The organism is Saccharopolyspora sp. NPDC045941 (assembly GCF_056431445.1).
In genome coordinates this window covers 169,298-183,522 of record NZ_JBWKKU010000005.1, presented here as the reverse complement: position 1 = coordinate 183,522, position 14,225 = coordinate 169,298, and the positions used below count along the sequence as shown (strand labels likewise).

Annotated in this window: 14 protein-coding genes; 5 read left to right on the top strand and 9 right to left on the bottom strand. The window is 73.2% G+C overall.

What is annotated here, in order from left to right:
* Positions 1-119: 119 nt before the first annotated feature.
* Positions 120-1,739, bottom strand: coding sequence for an amidohydrolase (locus AC07FN_RS06125; protein ID WP_478394621.1), 1,620 nt, complete (start codon positions 1,737-1,739; stop codon positions 120-122).
* Positions 1,740-1,886: 147 nt separating this feature from the next.
* The gene (locus tag AC07FN_RS06120; protein WP_478394620.1) at positions 1,887-2,441 is read right to left on the bottom strand and encodes an FxsA family protein; all 555 of its coding nucleotides are present in this window, start codon (positions 2,439-2,441) and stop codon (positions 1,887-1,889) included.
* A 121-nt stretch (positions 2,442-2,562) separates the two neighbouring features.
* On the opposite strand from AC07FN_RS06120, the gene AC07FN_RS06115 reads away from it, so the two are divergent.
* The gene (locus tag AC07FN_RS06115) at positions 2,563-3,642 is read left to right on the top strand and encodes a GDSL-type esterase/lipase family protein (protein WP_478394619.1); all 1,080 of its coding nucleotides are present in this window, start codon (positions 2,563-2,565) and stop codon (positions 3,640-3,642) included.
* An 87-nt stretch (positions 3,643-3,729) separates the two neighbouring features.
* Here AC07FN_RS06115 and AC07FN_RS06110 read toward each other — a convergent pair whose 3' ends face one another.
* From AC07FN_RS06110 to AC07FN_RS06080, 7 genes are all read right to left on the bottom strand, one after another.
* Positions 3,730-4,200 carry an Lrp/AsnC family transcriptional regulator gene (locus AC07FN_RS06110; RefSeq protein WP_452613817.1) on the bottom strand — a complete coding sequence of 157 codons (471 nt, stop codon included), beginning with the start codon at positions 4,198-4,200 and terminating at the stop codon, positions 3,730-3,732.
* The gene (locus tag AC07FN_RS06105; RefSeq protein WP_478394618.1) at positions 4,197-5,339 is read right to left on the bottom strand and encodes a M24 family metallopeptidase; all 1,143 of its coding nucleotides are present in this window, start codon (positions 5,337-5,339) and stop codon (positions 4,197-4,199) included. Before AC07FN_RS06105 ends, AC07FN_RS06110 begins: the two co-directional genes overlap by 4 nt.
* Before the next feature lie 142 nt (positions 5,340-5,481).
* A complete protein-coding gene (locus AC07FN_RS06100) occupies positions 5,482-5,754 on the bottom strand; it encodes an HPr family phosphocarrier protein (RefSeq protein ID WP_478394617.1) in 273 nt (90 codons plus the stop codon).
* Positions 5,755-5,838: 84 nt separating this feature from the next.
* Complete coding sequence (locus AC07FN_RS06095; RefSeq protein WP_478394616.1) at positions 5,839-7,302, bottom strand: PTS fructose transporter subunit IIC; 1,464 nt, start codon at positions 7,300-7,302, stop codon at positions 5,839-5,841.
* Entirely contained in the window at positions 7,299-7,751 is a 453-nt protein-coding gene (locus tag AC07FN_RS06090; RefSeq protein WP_452613820.1) for a PTS sugar transporter subunit IIA, read from the bottom strand. Before AC07FN_RS06090 ends, AC07FN_RS06095 begins: the two co-directional genes overlap by 4 nt.
* Positions 7,748-8,692 carry a 1-phosphofructokinase gene (gene pfkB, locus AC07FN_RS06085; protein ID WP_478394615.1) on the bottom strand — a complete coding sequence of 315 codons (945 nt, stop codon included), beginning with the start codon at positions 8,690-8,692 and terminating at the stop codon, positions 7,748-7,750. Before pfkB ends, AC07FN_RS06090 begins: the two co-directional genes overlap by 4 nt.
* Complete coding sequence (locus AC07FN_RS06080) at positions 8,689-9,450, bottom strand: DeoR/GlpR family DNA-binding transcription regulator (protein WP_358382958.1); 762 nt, start codon at positions 9,448-9,450, stop codon at positions 8,689-8,691. The genes pfkB and AC07FN_RS06080 overlap by 4 nt, the downstream gene beginning before the upstream one ends.
* Before the next feature lie 110 nt (positions 9,451-9,560).
* Here AC07FN_RS06080 and AC07FN_RS06075 point away from each other — a divergent pair, with 110 nt between their 5' ends.
* The 4 genes from AC07FN_RS06075 to AC07FN_RS06060 all read left to right on the top strand — a co-directional run bounded on the left by AC07FN_RS06075 (position 9,561) and on the right by AC07FN_RS06060 (position 14,180).
* On the top strand, positions 9,561-11,198 hold the full coding sequence (locus AC07FN_RS06075; RefSeq protein WP_478394614.1) for a phosphoenolpyruvate--protein phosphotransferase: 1,638 nt from the start codon (positions 9,561-9,563) through the stop codon (positions 11,196-11,198).
* 243 nt (positions 11,199-11,441) lie between these two features.
* Positions 11,442-12,281, top strand: a complete 840-nt coding sequence (locus AC07FN_RS06070) for an NAD(P)H-binding protein (RefSeq protein ID WP_478394613.1) — start codon at positions 11,442-11,444, stop codon at positions 12,279-12,281.
* 25 nt (positions 12,282-12,306) lie between these two features.
* Positions 12,307-13,230 carry an alpha/beta fold hydrolase gene (locus AC07FN_RS06065; RefSeq protein WP_478394612.1) on the top strand — a complete coding sequence of 308 codons (924 nt, stop codon included), beginning with the start codon at positions 12,307-12,309 and terminating at the stop codon, positions 13,228-13,230.
* A gap of 29 nt (positions 13,231-13,259) precedes the next feature.
* Positions 13,260-14,180: a 5'-3' exonuclease gene (locus tag AC07FN_RS06060; protein ID WP_478394669.1), complete on the top strand. Its 921-nt coding sequence runs from the start codon at positions 13,260-13,262 to the stop codon at positions 14,178-14,180.
* Positions 14,181-14,225 lie beyond the last annotated feature (45 nt).

Here is a 14,225-nt window from a genome sequence, read left to right as displayed (position 1 = left end):
CCCGACGGCGCGGAGCACCTCCATTCCACGGAAGCACAACACCACCGGAAATCTCATCGGCCACCAGCCCGAACCCGCTACGCCGAACGGCCCGTGCCGGGCACCGCGGCGACTCGGGATCAGACGAGTTCGTCGTCCTCGGAGGTCCGGGTGTAGATCGTTTCGCCGCGCAGGACCGTGCGCAGGCAGCGCGGCTGCGGCGCGCCCGGAGAGAGGTCGGGCAGGCCCGGCACTCCCGCTCGCGGATCGGTGGACCACCGCTGCACGCGCGAATCCGGTGCCGCCACAACGAGTTCCCCGGCATCCCACACCGCGTAGGTCGCGGGCGCGCCGGGCACCAACGTGCCCGTGATGCCGTCGTCGACGCCGGCCGCCCGCCAGCCGCCCCGGGTGTGCGCCGTGAACGCCGCCCGCGGCGAGATGCCGAAACCTGCGGTGCGGTGGTGCACCGCCGCCTGCACCGCGCGCCACGGATCGACCGGCGTCACCGGCGCGTCCGAGCCGAACGCCAGCAGCACGCCGCTGGCGGCGAGCTTCGAGAACGGGTTGAGCCGGGTGCCGCGCTCGACGCCGAGGCGCCGCGCGTACATGTCGCCGGGACCGCCCCATGCGGCGTCGAAGGACGGCTGGACGGACGCGACGACGCCGAACCCGCCCAGTTCCGCGGCCTGCTGCTCGTCGACCATCTCCAGGTGTTCCAGCCGGTGGCGCAGGCTCGCCAGTGCGGGCGCGCCCACGATCTCCGCCGCCTTGCGGAAACCGTCGCAGACCTCGGCCACCCCGGCGTCGCCGATCACGTGGAACCCGGCCTGGATCCCGGCCCGCGTGCACTCCACCAGGTGCTCGGCCACCGCGTGCGCGTCGAGGTAGAGCACGCCCGCGGTCGTCCGGTCGTCCGCGTAGGGCTCGCGCAGCGCCGCGGTGCGCGAACCGACCGCGCCGTCGACGAACAGGTCACCGGCCAGGCCGCGGACGCCGAGCTCGCGGGCCCGCTCCACCGCGCCCAGCTCGCCCCAGTAGCCGACGACCTCGGGCACCCCGCCCTGCGCGGAAAGCGCCAGCAGGTCGGCCAGGTCATCGGCCCCGGAGATGTCCGGCCCACCGCATTCGTGCACGCACGCCACGCCCTGCGAGGCGGCGTGCTGCAGGAAGGCCAGCTGCGCTTCCTTGCGCTGCGCGGCGCCGAGAGCCTCCCGCGCGGCGCGGCGCACGTGGTGGTGCGCAACGCGCGTCAACGGGCCGTGCTCGCTCCAGCCTTCGGCGTCGCGGGTCAGCGGCGCCCGGTCCACCAGCGTCGTGGACACCAGGGCGGAGTGCACGTCGATCCGGGACAGGTACACCGGCGCGCCCGCCGCGGCGCGGTCGATCTCGTCGCGGGTCGGGGGCCGTCGCTCCGGCCACCACGTCTCGTCCCAGCCGTGGCCCCACACCAGCGTGCCCGGGTACTCGGCGACGTGATCCCGCAGTGCGTGCAGGAATTCCGTCAGCGACGCGCAACCGGTCAGGTCGAGGCCGTTGAGCAGCAGGCCGGTGGAGGTCGCGTGCACGTGCGCGTCGACGAAGGCAGGCGCCACGAAAGCGCCTTCGAGGTCGATGACCTCGGCGTCGGGATGCAGCGCACGGCCGACCTCGTCGGCGCCGACCCACGCGATGGTGCCATCGGTCACGGCCATCGCGGTGGCACCGGCGTCGGCGGGCGAGTGGATCCGCCCGCCGAGCAACAACGTGGTCTCGGACATGTCCTTCGTGCTTCCCCGTTCCGGGTTTCCAACTGCGCAGGTCGAGATCGGCGAAGCGGGTCGTCGCACGCCCCCGGCGAACCCGGCCGCGATCGTTCTGGCGAGCTTACCCGCCGCCCGGGACCCGCCGACGGCACGCCGACCCGATCACCTGCGCGGGCTGCCGTCTGGCCGTTCTGCCTGCGCAGATCGTTGCGGCGGCAGCAACTCCGGCCCCGTCGCGGTCGGCTCGTCGTCCTCGGTGACCGAAACCACCTCGCCGTCGATGACGTCCTCGCCGGGCGCGGTCGCGCCCTGCCTGCGGTAGGCCTGCTGGGTGTGCAGCCACATCTGGTCCTGCATCGCCTTCGATCGCCGCTCCGCCGCGCGCAGCATCCGGTTGCGCAGCAGGGCGCGGGTCGGCGGGAACAGGCACAGCAGCCCCGCGATGTCGCTGATGAAACCGGGCATGATGATCAGGAGCCCGGCGGCGGCGATGAGCACCCCGTCGGAGAGCTCCTTCTCCGGGGGCCTGCGCCGGCGCGCGGCTTCGCGGAACTCCTGCAGGGTGCGGCGGCCCTGCCAGCGCACCAGCCAGGTCCCCAGCACGGCGGCGGCGATCAGCAGGCCGACGGTGGGCAGCACCCCGATGGCCTGGCCGATGGCGACCAGCACGGCGATTTCGACCACACCGGCGACGAGGAGAAGAACGAGGATCGGCACGGCGCGGAGACCTCCTGTCGGTGGCAGTCACCAGGTTCAACGAACGAGGCCCCGCAAATGCTCCCAAAACCCGCAGAGGTGATGAACGCCCCCGGCCCTCGGCCCCATAGACTTCCACCTGATGCGGGCGCACAAGTCGAAAACAGCAATCCTCCTGCTGGTCAGCACGGTGCTGGCCCTCGCGGTGTTGATCAGCGACCAGTACCTGCCCGGACTGCCGCTGCAACCCAAGCAGCTCCCGGCCGCGGTCGTGACCCTCGGCGACAGCACTCTGTCCGGCGAGGGCGGCGGCCGGTACGAGGCCGGGACCAACGGCGAGCGGGACAACTGGTGCCACCGGTCGGCGGCCGCGCCGATCAACCAGCTCCGGCTCCCGCCGGAGGTGACCCGCATCAACCTGGCCTGCTCCGGCGCGCGGACCGACCTGGTCGGCGCGGACCCGGAACCCGGCCACGCCGAAGGCTCCCAGTCCCGGAGGCTGGCGGATTTGGCGCAGCAGTACCGGATCACCGACGTCGTAGTGCAGATCGGCGCCAACGACGACCCGGGCTTCACCGACGTCGTCAACAAGTGCGTGGAGGCCTGGGTGCGGCAGGCGCCGGAGGGGTGCGCGGCGTCGATGCGCACCGCGTGGCCGCAGCGGGTGGAGCGGATGAAGCCGAAGGTGCTGGGCGCGCTGAACGACATCCGCGCGGCGATGGACAGCGCGGGCTACACGCCGAGCAGCTACTCGCTGATCGTGCAGTCCTACGCCTCGCCGGTGGGCCCCGGCGTCAAGCCCGAGCTGCAGGACCTGTCCGGCTGCCCGTTCCTGACCGGCGACCTGGAGTGGATCCGGGGCACCGGGGTGCCGCAGCTGTCCGCCGGCCTGCAGGACGTCGCGCGGCAGGCGAACGCCCGGTTCCTGGACCTGTCGCGGGCGGGCATCGGGCACGAGGCGTGCACGGGCAACCCGAGGACCGCGGATGGCGAGTGGTTCACGAGGCTGACGGTCGACTGGGCGAGCCTGCAGGACGAGCAGCGCGCGGCGCACGCGATGCAGGAATCCTTCCATGCCAACGCCGCCGGGCACGCCCAGCTCGGCCGCTGCCTCGGCGAATTCATGGCCGCGGAAGACCCGACGGCGCTGTGCTTACCTGACGAGCTCGGCAACCTCCGCGCGGTCCCGGCGCACGCCGCGGCCGCCCAGGCCCACCCCTGACAGGCACACCCCCGACCCGTTCCCCGCAATTTCAATGTAAATCAGACCTTCGATTTCAATGGAAATTGCGGGGAACGGCGGGACGCGTCAGATCGCCGGGGGGCGGTTCTCGAACGGGGTGGACAGGACCACCGTCGTCCTGGTCGACACCTTCGCGGCCTCCCGGATCTGCCGCAGCAGTTCCTCCAGGCCCAGCGGCGAGGTCACCCGCACCTGCAGGATGTAGGACTCGTCGCCCGCCACCGAGTAGCACGACTCGATCTCCGGCAGGTGCTCCAGGCGCTGCGGGTAGTCGTCCGGCGCAGCCGGGTCGATCGGCGTCAGCGAGATGAACGCGGTCAGCGGCAACCCGATCTGGTCACCGTCCACTTTGGCCGTGTAGCCCTGCAGGGCGCCGCGCTGCTCCAGCCGGCGAACCCGTTGGTGCACCGCGGAAACGCTCAGCCCGACGCGCTCGGCCAGGTCGGTGAAGCTGCACCGGCCGTCCCGCGCCAGCTCGCGCAGGATGGCGCGGTCGGTGGCCTCCAGCCCGCCCGGGGTTGCGGATCTTTCGCTCACGCCGGCAGCACCACCAACTCGTGCGGCTGGTTGTTCACGCTCTCCACGCCGTCCTCGGTGACGATGACGATGTCCTCGATGCGCGCGCCCCAGCGCCCCGGCAGGTAGATGCCCGGCTCGACGCTGAAGGCGGTGCCCGGCTCCAGCGGCGCGGCGTTGCCGCCGACGATGTAGGGCTCCTCGTGCACGTCCAGGCCGATGCCGTGCCCGGTGCGGTGCACGAAGTACTCGCCGAACCCGGCGGCGGCGATCGGCTCGCGGGCCGCGGCGTCGATCGACTCGGCGGTCGCGCCCGGCCGCACCGACTCGACGGCGGCGCGCTGCGCGGCCTCCAGCACGGCGTAGGTCTCGCGGACGTCCGCCTGGGCGGGCTCGCCCACGCTGTAGGTGCGGGTGCAGTCGGAGTTGTAGCCCTCCGCGATCGGGCCGCCGATGTCGACGACGACCACGTCGCCGCGCTCGATCACCCGGTCCGACACGTCGTGGTGCGGGCTGGCGCCGTTCGGCCCCGAGCCGACGATGACGAATGCCACCTCGGTGTGGCCCTCGTCGATGATCGCGGCGGAGATGTCCGCGCCGACCTCGGCCTCGGTCCGGCCCGCCTTGAGGAACTCCGCCATCCGGGCGTGCACCCGGTCGATGGCGGCCCCGGCCTTGCGCAGCGCCTCGATCTCGGCGGCGTCCTTGCGCATCCGCAGTTCGCGCAGCACGGTCCCGGCCAGCACCTGCTCGGCGTCGGGCAGGGCGGCGCGCAGCGGGATGGTGTGCAGCGCGGGCATCACGTCGGCGACGGCCAGCCGGGACGGCGCGCCGCCGCGACGGGCCAGGTCGGCCACCATCGCGTGCGGGTCCTGACCGTCGACCCAGGTCACGACCTCGATGCCGAGCTCAGCCAGCGGGATGCCGGCGAAGCCGGGCTCCTCCAGCTTCGGCACGACCAGCGCGGGACGGCCGTCGGCCGGGAGCACCAGGCAGGTCAGCCGCTCGTGCGACTCACCGCCCGCGCCGAGGAGGTAGCGCAGATCGGAACCGGGCGAGATCAGCAGCGCGTCGAGTTTCGACGCGGCTGCGGTTTCGGCGGCCTTGGTGAGGCGGGCCGCGAGCACGGATGGATCCTGCTTGATCGAGACGGTGGCCATAGCTCCCAAGCCTAATCCTGGGGCGGCGACCCGACGCCCGGCCGGTCCGGTTCACGCCACCGGGGTCGTGAGCGTTTTGGGCTGCTGTAGCGCTCCAAAGCACTCACGACCCCGCGAGTGGCGGAAATCGGACGCCGACGGCTCAGGCCGGAGCCTTGTCCAGGTCCTGTTCGAGCAGGACGACGAGCTCGTCCAGGGCGGCCTCGTCGCCGGAGAGCTCGACCTCCTCGCCGTGCTGGGCGCCCAGCGACATCAGGCCGAGCATGCTGCTCGCGTCGACCGGGTCACCGGCCACGCCGTCGACGACCTTGGCGATCGTGACGGGCGTGGCCTGCTCCGCCGCGGCCTTGGCGAGCAGCGCGGCGGGGCGGGCGTGCAGGCCGACCGAGGCGGCGATGCGGACTCGACGTTGCATTGCTGTTCCTCTCCGGATCCGGGGGTGGTTGCGGTCGTGAGCGGGAATGGCTGCTGTGGCGGCCAAAACCGCTCACGACGTGATTCAGGCCGGGACGGCGGACGCGGCCTCAGGAGCGGGTTCTTCGGCGTCCTGGCGGCCGAGCTGCTTGGTGAACAGCACCGCCGCCGCCGCGACCACGACGCCGATGACGATCGCGGCCAGGTACATCAGCGGATTGCCCACCAGCGGCGTCACGAAGATCCCGCCGTGCGGGGCGCGCAGCGTGGCGCCGAAGGTCATCGACAGCGCGCCCGTGGTCGCCGAGCCGAGCACGATGGACGGGATCACCCGCAGCGGATCGCCCGCCGCGAACGGGATCGCGCCCTCGGTGATGAACGACGCGCCGAGCAGCCAGGCGGCGCGGCCGCTGGCCCGCTCGGCCGGGCTGAACAGCTTGCCGCGCACCGCCGAGGCCAGGGCCAGCGACAGCGGCGGGACCATGCCCGCGGCCATCACGGCGGCCATGATCTCCAGCGACGCCGTCGTGCCGATGCTCAGGCCGCCGACGGCGAAGGTGTAGGCGACCTTGTTGATCGGCCCGCCCATGTCGAAGGCGATCATCGCGCCGAGCAGGGCGCCCAGCAGCGCCGCGTTGGCGCCGGACAGGCCGGTGAGCCAGCCGGTGAGCGCCGTCATGGCCAGCGCGATCGGCTTGCCGAGCACCACGAACATCAGCCCGCCGACCACCAGCGAGCCCAGCAGCGGCAGCACCACCACCGGCATGATCCCGGCGATCCCGCGCGGCACCTTCACCTGCTTCAGCCCGGCGATCACGGCACCGGCCAGCAGGCCGGCGACGAGGCCGCCGAGGAAGCCCGCGCCGACGGTCACGGCCACCGCGCCGCCGACGAAGCCGGGGGCGATCGCGGGCCGGTCGGCGATGGCGAAGGCGATGAACCCGGCCAGCACCGGCACCAGGAACTCGAACGCCGTCGTGCCGATCTGGTTCGCCAGCGCCGCCCAGCTGAGCAGGCTCGCCGGGTCGAAGACCTCGGTGACCGGCGGCGCGTCGGTGATCTGGTAGCCGCCGAGCGCGAAGCTCAGCGCGATCAGCAGACCGCCAGCGGCCACGAACGGGATCATGTAGCTCACGCCGGTCATCAGCCACTGCCGCAGCCGGGTGCCGAAACCGGCGCCCGCGACGACCTTGCTGGCCAGTTCCGGCTCGGCGGCAGCGGCTTCCGGCTCGGCGGCCGGTTCCTGCTGCGCGGCGTCGGCGGCCTGGGCCAGCAGGCCCGCCGCGTCGTTGATGGCCTGCTTCACGGAGACCTCGACGACCGGCTTGCCCGCGAAGCGCTCCCGGTCCCGGACCCCCACGTCGGCGGCGAAGATCACCGCGTCGGCCGCGGCGATGTCCGCCGCCGACAGCGGCGTCGAGCCCGCCGAGCCCTGGGTCTCGACCAGCATCTCGTCCCCGGCGGCCTTGGCGGCCTGCTCCAGTGCCTCGGCCGCCATGTAGGTGTGCGCGATGCCGGTCGGGCAGGCGGTGACGGCTACGTACTTCACGGCGCGACCTCCTCGCGCACGTACTTCGCGAGCTCGGCCGCGTCGGTGGCGTCCAGCAGCGTCTGCTTGAACTCGGCGCGCACCAGGCGCCGGGCCAGCGCGGCGAGCACGGTCATGTGGTCGGCGCCGCCGCCTTCCGGCGCGGCGATGAGGAAGATGAGCTTCGCCGGGCCGTCTTCGGCGCCGAAGTCGACGCCGGCGGCGCTGCGGCCGAAGGCCAGCGTCGGCGCGGTCACCGCCGACGAGCGGCAGTGCGGGATGCCGATGCCGCCCTCCAGCCCGGTCGGCATCTGCTGTTCGCGGGCTTCGATGTCGGCCAGGAACCGGTCGATGTCCGTGACGCGGCCGGCGGCGACGAGCCGCTCGGCGAGGTCGCGCACGACGGCCCGCCGGTCGGTGCCCGCCAGGTCCAGTTCGACGAGGTCCGAGGTGATCAGTTCGGTAGTCATGCCGCCACTCCGCTGAGGCTCACTGTCTTGTCCACTGCATCCATCCGCACCCGCAGCGGGTGGATGTCGTCCGGGCCGGGCATCCGGCTGCCCGCCAGCCCGACCGCCGCCGTCCCGTAGGCGACGGCGGTGCGCACGGCGGCCGGCCCGATGCCGCCCGCCCGCAGGAATCCGGCGAGCATCGCGTCGCCCGCGCCGACGGTGCTGCGCACCTCGGTCGCGGTGCTCGTGGCATGCCAGGTGCCGGTCTCCGCGACCAGCACCGCACCCAACTGCCCGAGGCTCACCAGCACGGTCGCCACGCCGCCGGCCTGCAGCCGGTGCGCGACGTCCAGCACGTCGCCGAGGTCGCGCAGCGGGCCACCGGCCAGCTCCGCGAGTTCGGCGAGATTGGGTTTGACCAGGTCAGGCGCGGCCTGACAGGCCAGTTCGAGGGGATGTCCCGAGGTGTCGACGGCGACTCGCGCCCCGGCGCGGCGCGCGGCGGCGGCGATCCGGGCGTGCAGGTCGTCCGGGCAACCTGCGGGCAGGCTGCCGCAGGTCACCACCCAGTCCGCCCGGCCGGCCTGCTCGGCGGCGGCGCGCTCCAGCGCCGCGACCTCGGCCGGCGTGAGTTCCGGGCCAGGCTCGTTGAACTTGCTCGTGGTGCCGTCGGCTTCCACCACCGCGATGTTGCTGCGGGTCGGCGCCTGCACCGGCACCTCGACCACCGGCACCGCTTCCGGCGCCAGCAGCTCGGCCAGCTGCGCGCCCGCCGCGCCGCCGGAGGGCAGCACGGCCAGCGTCGGCACCTCCGCCGCGGCCAGCGCGCGGGCCACGTTCACGCCCTTGCCGCCCGGGTCCAGGCGCGTCCGGAGGGTGCGGTGCACCGCACCGGGCACCAGCCGGTCCACCTGGACGGTGCGGTCCAGGCTCGGGTTCGGCGTCACGGTCACGATCACGCCAGCACCACTTCCGCTTCGATCTGCTTCAGCTCGTCGAGCGCCGCCTCGTCGAGGCCCTCGTCGGTCACCACGACGTCGATCTCGGACAGCTCGGCGAACCGGCTGAACTGGTCGTCGCCGTACTTGCTGTGGTCGGCCAGCAGCACCCGCTTGCGGCAGGCGCGCACCATCGCCGCCTTGACCGCGGACTCCGCCGGGTCCGGGGTGGTGCAGCCGCGGGCGGCCGAGAAGCCGTTGGTGCCGAAGAAACCCACGTCGATGGTGAGGCCGCGCAGCACGTCGAGCGCCCAGGACTCCACCGTCGCCAGCGTGGTGCCGCGGATCCGGCCGCCGAGGAGGTGCAGGTTGTAGTTGTTGCGGGTGGCGAGCTGGTTGGCCACCGGCAGCGAGTTGGTGACGACGGTGAGCTCGCGGTCGGCGGGCAGCAGGCCGGCCAGCCGCGCGGTCGTGGTGCCCGCGTCGAACAGCACCGTGCCGCGGCTGGGCACGCGGTCCAGCGCGGCCCGCGCGATGCGTTCCTTCTCCCCCGCATTGGTCTGGTCGCGCAGCGAGACGCCGGGTTCGAAATCGAGCCGCTCGACCGGGATTGCGCCGCCGTAGACGCGCCGCACCAGGCCTTGGCGTTCGAGCGCGGCGAGGTCGCGACGGATGGTCTCGGGTGCCACCTCGAACTCGGCCGCCGCGGCCGTGACGTCGATGCGCCCGTCGCGTCGTGCCCGCTGCGCCAGGAGCTGCTGGCGCTCCGCCCCGTACATGCCCGTTGTCCTCCGGTTAATGTTTGGTGTTGCCTGATTGTGCCTCTTGTTGCCATATTGTCAAGGCTTCGAGAACGCGAGGGAAACCTCCAGCACGATGGGAGTGGCCGATGTCCACGCTGCAGGGGGTCGGGGTCAGCCCCGGCGAGGCGGCAGGCCCGGTCCTGTGGGTTCATGACCGGTTGCCCGATCCGGCGCCCGGTCCGGCGCCTGCCGATCCGGCGGCCGAGGCGGCGCGGATCCGCCCGGCCGCGGAAGCGGTGGCGCAGCGGCTGGTCGCCCAGTCGGAGGCCGCGACGGGCGAAGCGCGGGCGGTGCTGGAGATGACCGCCGCGATGGCCGCAGACCCAGCGCTGCTCGGCAACGCCGAGAAGGCGGTCGCGCAGCGGGGTCTGCCCGCGCCGCGCGCGGTGTTCGAGGCGGCCGGGGAGTTCGCGGAGCTGCTGGCGGCCTCCGGCGGATACCTCGCCGAGCGGGTGCGGGACGTGCACGACGTCCGCGACCGGCTGGTCGCCGAGCTCACCGGCACCGCCCCGCCGGGCGTGCCCGAGCTGACCGGCCCGGCGGTGCTGGTGGCCCGCGATCTGGCCCCGGCCGACACCGCCGACCTGGATCCCGGCCTCGTGCTGGCGCTGGTGACCGAGGAGGGTGGCCCGACCAGCCACACCGCGATTCTCGCGCGGGCACTGGGAATTCCGGCCGTGGTCGCCGTGCGCGGCGTGCTCGCGGCAACGGCGGCGGGAGCGCGCGTGGACGGCGCGGCGGGCACCGTCGAGCTGCTGGAGCACGCCATCGCGCCCCAGTCGGCCGACCGCGTCGGCACGCGGTGGAACGGCTCCGGCAGCACCGCCGACGGGCACCCGGTCAAGCTCCTGGCCAACATCGGCTCCGCCGCCGACGCCCTGGCCGGCGTCGAGGCGGGCGCCGAAGGATCGGGCCTGTTCCGCACCGAGTTCTGCTTCCTGGACGCCGCGGTCGAACCCGACGCCGAAACCCAGCGGCAGGCGTACGCCGCCGCGCTGCGGCCGTTCGCAGGCAAGCCGGTCGTGGTTCGCACCCTGGACGCCGGGGCGGACAAACCCTTGCCGTTCCTCGACATCGCCGGCGAACCCAACCCCGCGCTCGGGGTGCGGGGCCTCCGGGTCGCCTTCGACCGGCCCGAGCTGCTGGACCGGCAGCTCGCCGCCATCGTCGCCGCGGCCGCCGAGACCGGGGCGGTGGTGTCGGTGATGGCGCCGATGGTCGCGACCGCTGGCGAGGCGGCGTGGTTCGCCGAGCGCGCCCGGGACGCGGGCGTTGAACGCGTCGGCGTCATGGTCGAAACGCCCGCCGCCGCGCTCTGCGCCGACGAGATCCTGGACGTCGTTGACTTCGTCAGCATCGGCACCAACGACCTGGCGCAGTACACGTGCGCGGCGGACCGCATGACCGGCGCGCTGGCCGCCCTGAACGACCCGTGGCAGCCCGCGTTGTTGCGCCTGATCGCCGGGCTCGGCCGGGCGGGCCGGGAGCGCGGCAAGCCGGTCGGGGTGTGCGGCGAGGCTGCGGCGGACCCGCTGCTGGCCGGCGTCCTGGTGGGCCTCGGCGTCACCAGCCTGTCGATGACCGCGGCAGCGCTGGCGACCGTGGGCGCCGCGCTGGCCGAACGCAGCCTGCCCGACTGGCAGGAGGCCGCCCGGCAGGCCATCGCGGCACCAGGCCCGGCCGAGGCGCGCGGCCGTGCCGGTCGCGGCCTCGAACAGCGCTGACCGACTGCGGCGAACGGTCCGTTCACCTCGCCGAAAGGCGCGAACGGGCCGCTCGCACATTTCCGCTCATTTCGCTTGACAAAAACAAATAATGCTATCCGGCCGATATCGGAATAATCGCAGAACAGCAATTCGAGAATTTGTCAAATTTCCCCATTGACGATTCGTGGTGTAGTTTGCGTGCGCCACCGAGAAGTGGATTCGATTTGTGCCGAACGGGCACGCAAACCACGTGGAGCAGCCATGACCTTTCTGGTGACCGGTGCGACCGGCAGCGTCGGCAGGCACGTCGTCGAGCACCTGCGCGGCGCGGGCGCACGGGTGCGGATCATGACCAGAAATCCCGGCACCGCAGGGTTTTCCCCGGATGTGGAGGTGGTCGGCGGGGACCTCGGCGAGCCGGGGACGCTGGCGGCGGCGCTGGACGGCGTCGAGCGCGCGTACCTCTTCCCGCACGACGGCGCGGCGGATTTCGCGGAATCGGCGAAAAGCGCCGGAGTTCGGCGGATAGTCGTGCTGTCGTCGGCGTCCGCGGCGGCGGAGAACAAGCGCGCGCACAACGCCGATAGCCACACCTGGCACCGCGCGGTCGAACGCGCGGTGGAGGATTCCGGCATCGAATGCACCGCTGTCCGGCCGGGCGCATTCGCGGGCAACTCGCTGATCTGGGCCGGTGCCATCCAAGCGGGCACCGCGGTCCGCTCGGCGCACGGCAGGGCCACGCAGGCGCCGGTCCACGAGGCCGACATCGCCGCGGTGGCCGCGACCGCGCTGCTCGAAGACGGCCACGCCGGCGCGAAGTACGAGCTCAGCGGCCCGGCCGCGATCTCCATCGCCGACCAGGTGCGCGCCATCGGCGAGGCGATCGGCCGGGACATCCCGTTCGAGGCGGTGACCGCCGAGCAGGAACGCGCGGAGCTGGCCGAGTTCATGCCCGAGGACGTGGTCGACATGCTGCTCGGCTACTGGGCCGAGTCGGTCGACCGCCCGGACCCGGTCCTGCCGACTGTCGAGCAGGTCACCGGCCGCCCGGCGCGCAGCTTCGCGCAGTGGGCGGCCGAGCACGCCGACGACTTCCGCTGATCCCGCGACGCCGAGGAGGCCGACCTTGACCGAACGCCTGATCAGGGCGGGCGACGTGCGGCTGTGGAGCGAGGACCGCGGCGATCCCGCCGCCCCGCCGGTGCTGCTGATCGCGGGCGACTGCCAGTCCGCGCTGTTCTGGCCCGAGGAGTTCGTCGCGGCGCTGGTCGCCGACGGGCTCCGCGTGATCCGCTACGACCACCGCGACACCGGGCGGTCCACCCACCTGGACTTCGCCACCCACCCGTACACCTTCGACGACCTCGCCGCCGACGCCCTCGCGGTGCTGGACGGCTGGGGCGTTGACGCGGCGCACGTCGTCGCGTTCTCGATGGGCGCCGGGCTCGCCCAGCTGATCGCCGTGGACCACCCGCGGCGCCTGCTGAGCCAGGCGCTGATCTGCACTCACGCGCTGGACGTCGACCTGGCGGCCAACGTCGCCCGCGCCGCCGCGGGCGAGGAGTCCCCGGACGGCCTCCCGGTCCCCACCCGGCGCCTGTTCGACGTGCTGGACCTGCACGAACCCACGACCGGCCCGGCGGCGGAGCTCGATCTGCGGGTGGCCTCCTGGCGGATCTTCGCCGGCGACGAACTCCCCTTCGATCAGGCGGAGTTCCGGCGGCGCGAGCAACGCGCCATGGACCATGCCGGGACGTGGCGGCCGAGCACCAACCACGGCCTGGTGTCGGAAGGACTGGTGACGCGCGGCCCGGAACTCGCGCGCGTGAGCACGCCGACGCTCGTGGTCCAGGCGCCGCTGGATCCGATCAGCCCGCCGCCGCACGGCCGCCACCTCGCCGACGCGATTCCCGGCGCGCGGCTGGTCGAGATACCCGGCATGGGGCACGCGTTGCCGGGCGCTGCCCTGGCCCCGCTGGCGGCAGAGGTGCGCGCGCACATCCGCGGGTCGGACCCGGCAGGTCGCTCACATCGGCGGGAGCCGACGTGACAAGCTGGCGCACTGTGACTGGTCCTCTGATGCTCGTCGATTCGGCCGGGCTGTGGTTCCGCTCGTACTACGCCTTGCCGGACTCGCTGACCGCGCCGGACGGCACGCCGGTGAACTCGGTGCGCGGATTCTGCGACATGCTCGCCAAACTGATCACCGACCGGCGCCCGTCCCGGCTGGTGGCCTGCCTGGACAACGACTGGCGGCCGCAGTTCCGGGTCGACGCCCTGCCGTCCTACAAGGCGCACCGCGTCGCCGAGGACGACCCCGACGCCGAAGAGGTCCCGGATTCGCTGTCCCCGCAGGTCCCGGTGATCCTCGAAGTGCTCGACGCGGCGGGCATCGCCACCGCCGAGGCGGAGGGCTACGAGGCCGACGACGTCATCGGCGCGCTCGCGGATCGCGAGGAGAAGGACGCGGTGGAGGTCGTCACCGGCGACCGCGACCTGTTCCAGCTGGTGCGCGACCGGCCCACCTCGGTGCGGGTGATCTACGTCGGCGCGGGCCTGGCGAAGGCGCAGGACTACGGCCCCGCGGAGCTCGCCGAGAAGTACGCCCTGTCGGCCGGCCGCGCCGGGGACGATTACGCGGAAATGGCGGTGCTGCGCGGAGATCCGTCGGACGGGCTGCCCGGGGTGGCGGGCATCGGCGAGAAGACGGCTGCGAAGCTGATCACCCAGTTCGGCTCGCTCGAAGCGCTGCTGGCGGCGGCCGACGGCGGCGACTCCCGCCTGACGCCGCGAGTCCGCGGCAAGCTCGCGGACGCCGCCGACTACCTCGCGGCGGCCCCGTCGGTGGTCCGGGTGGCGCGCGACGCCCCGGTGGTCGTGGACCGCGCGGACGACGCGCTCCCGCAGCCCCCCGCGGACACCGACCGGCTGCGTACGCTCCAGCAGACCTGGGGCCTGGGCGCGAGCATCGACCGCCTCATCGCCGCGCTCACCGCATAGCACCGACGACCGAAGGGTGTCTTCTCCTTGCACAGCAAGGAGAAG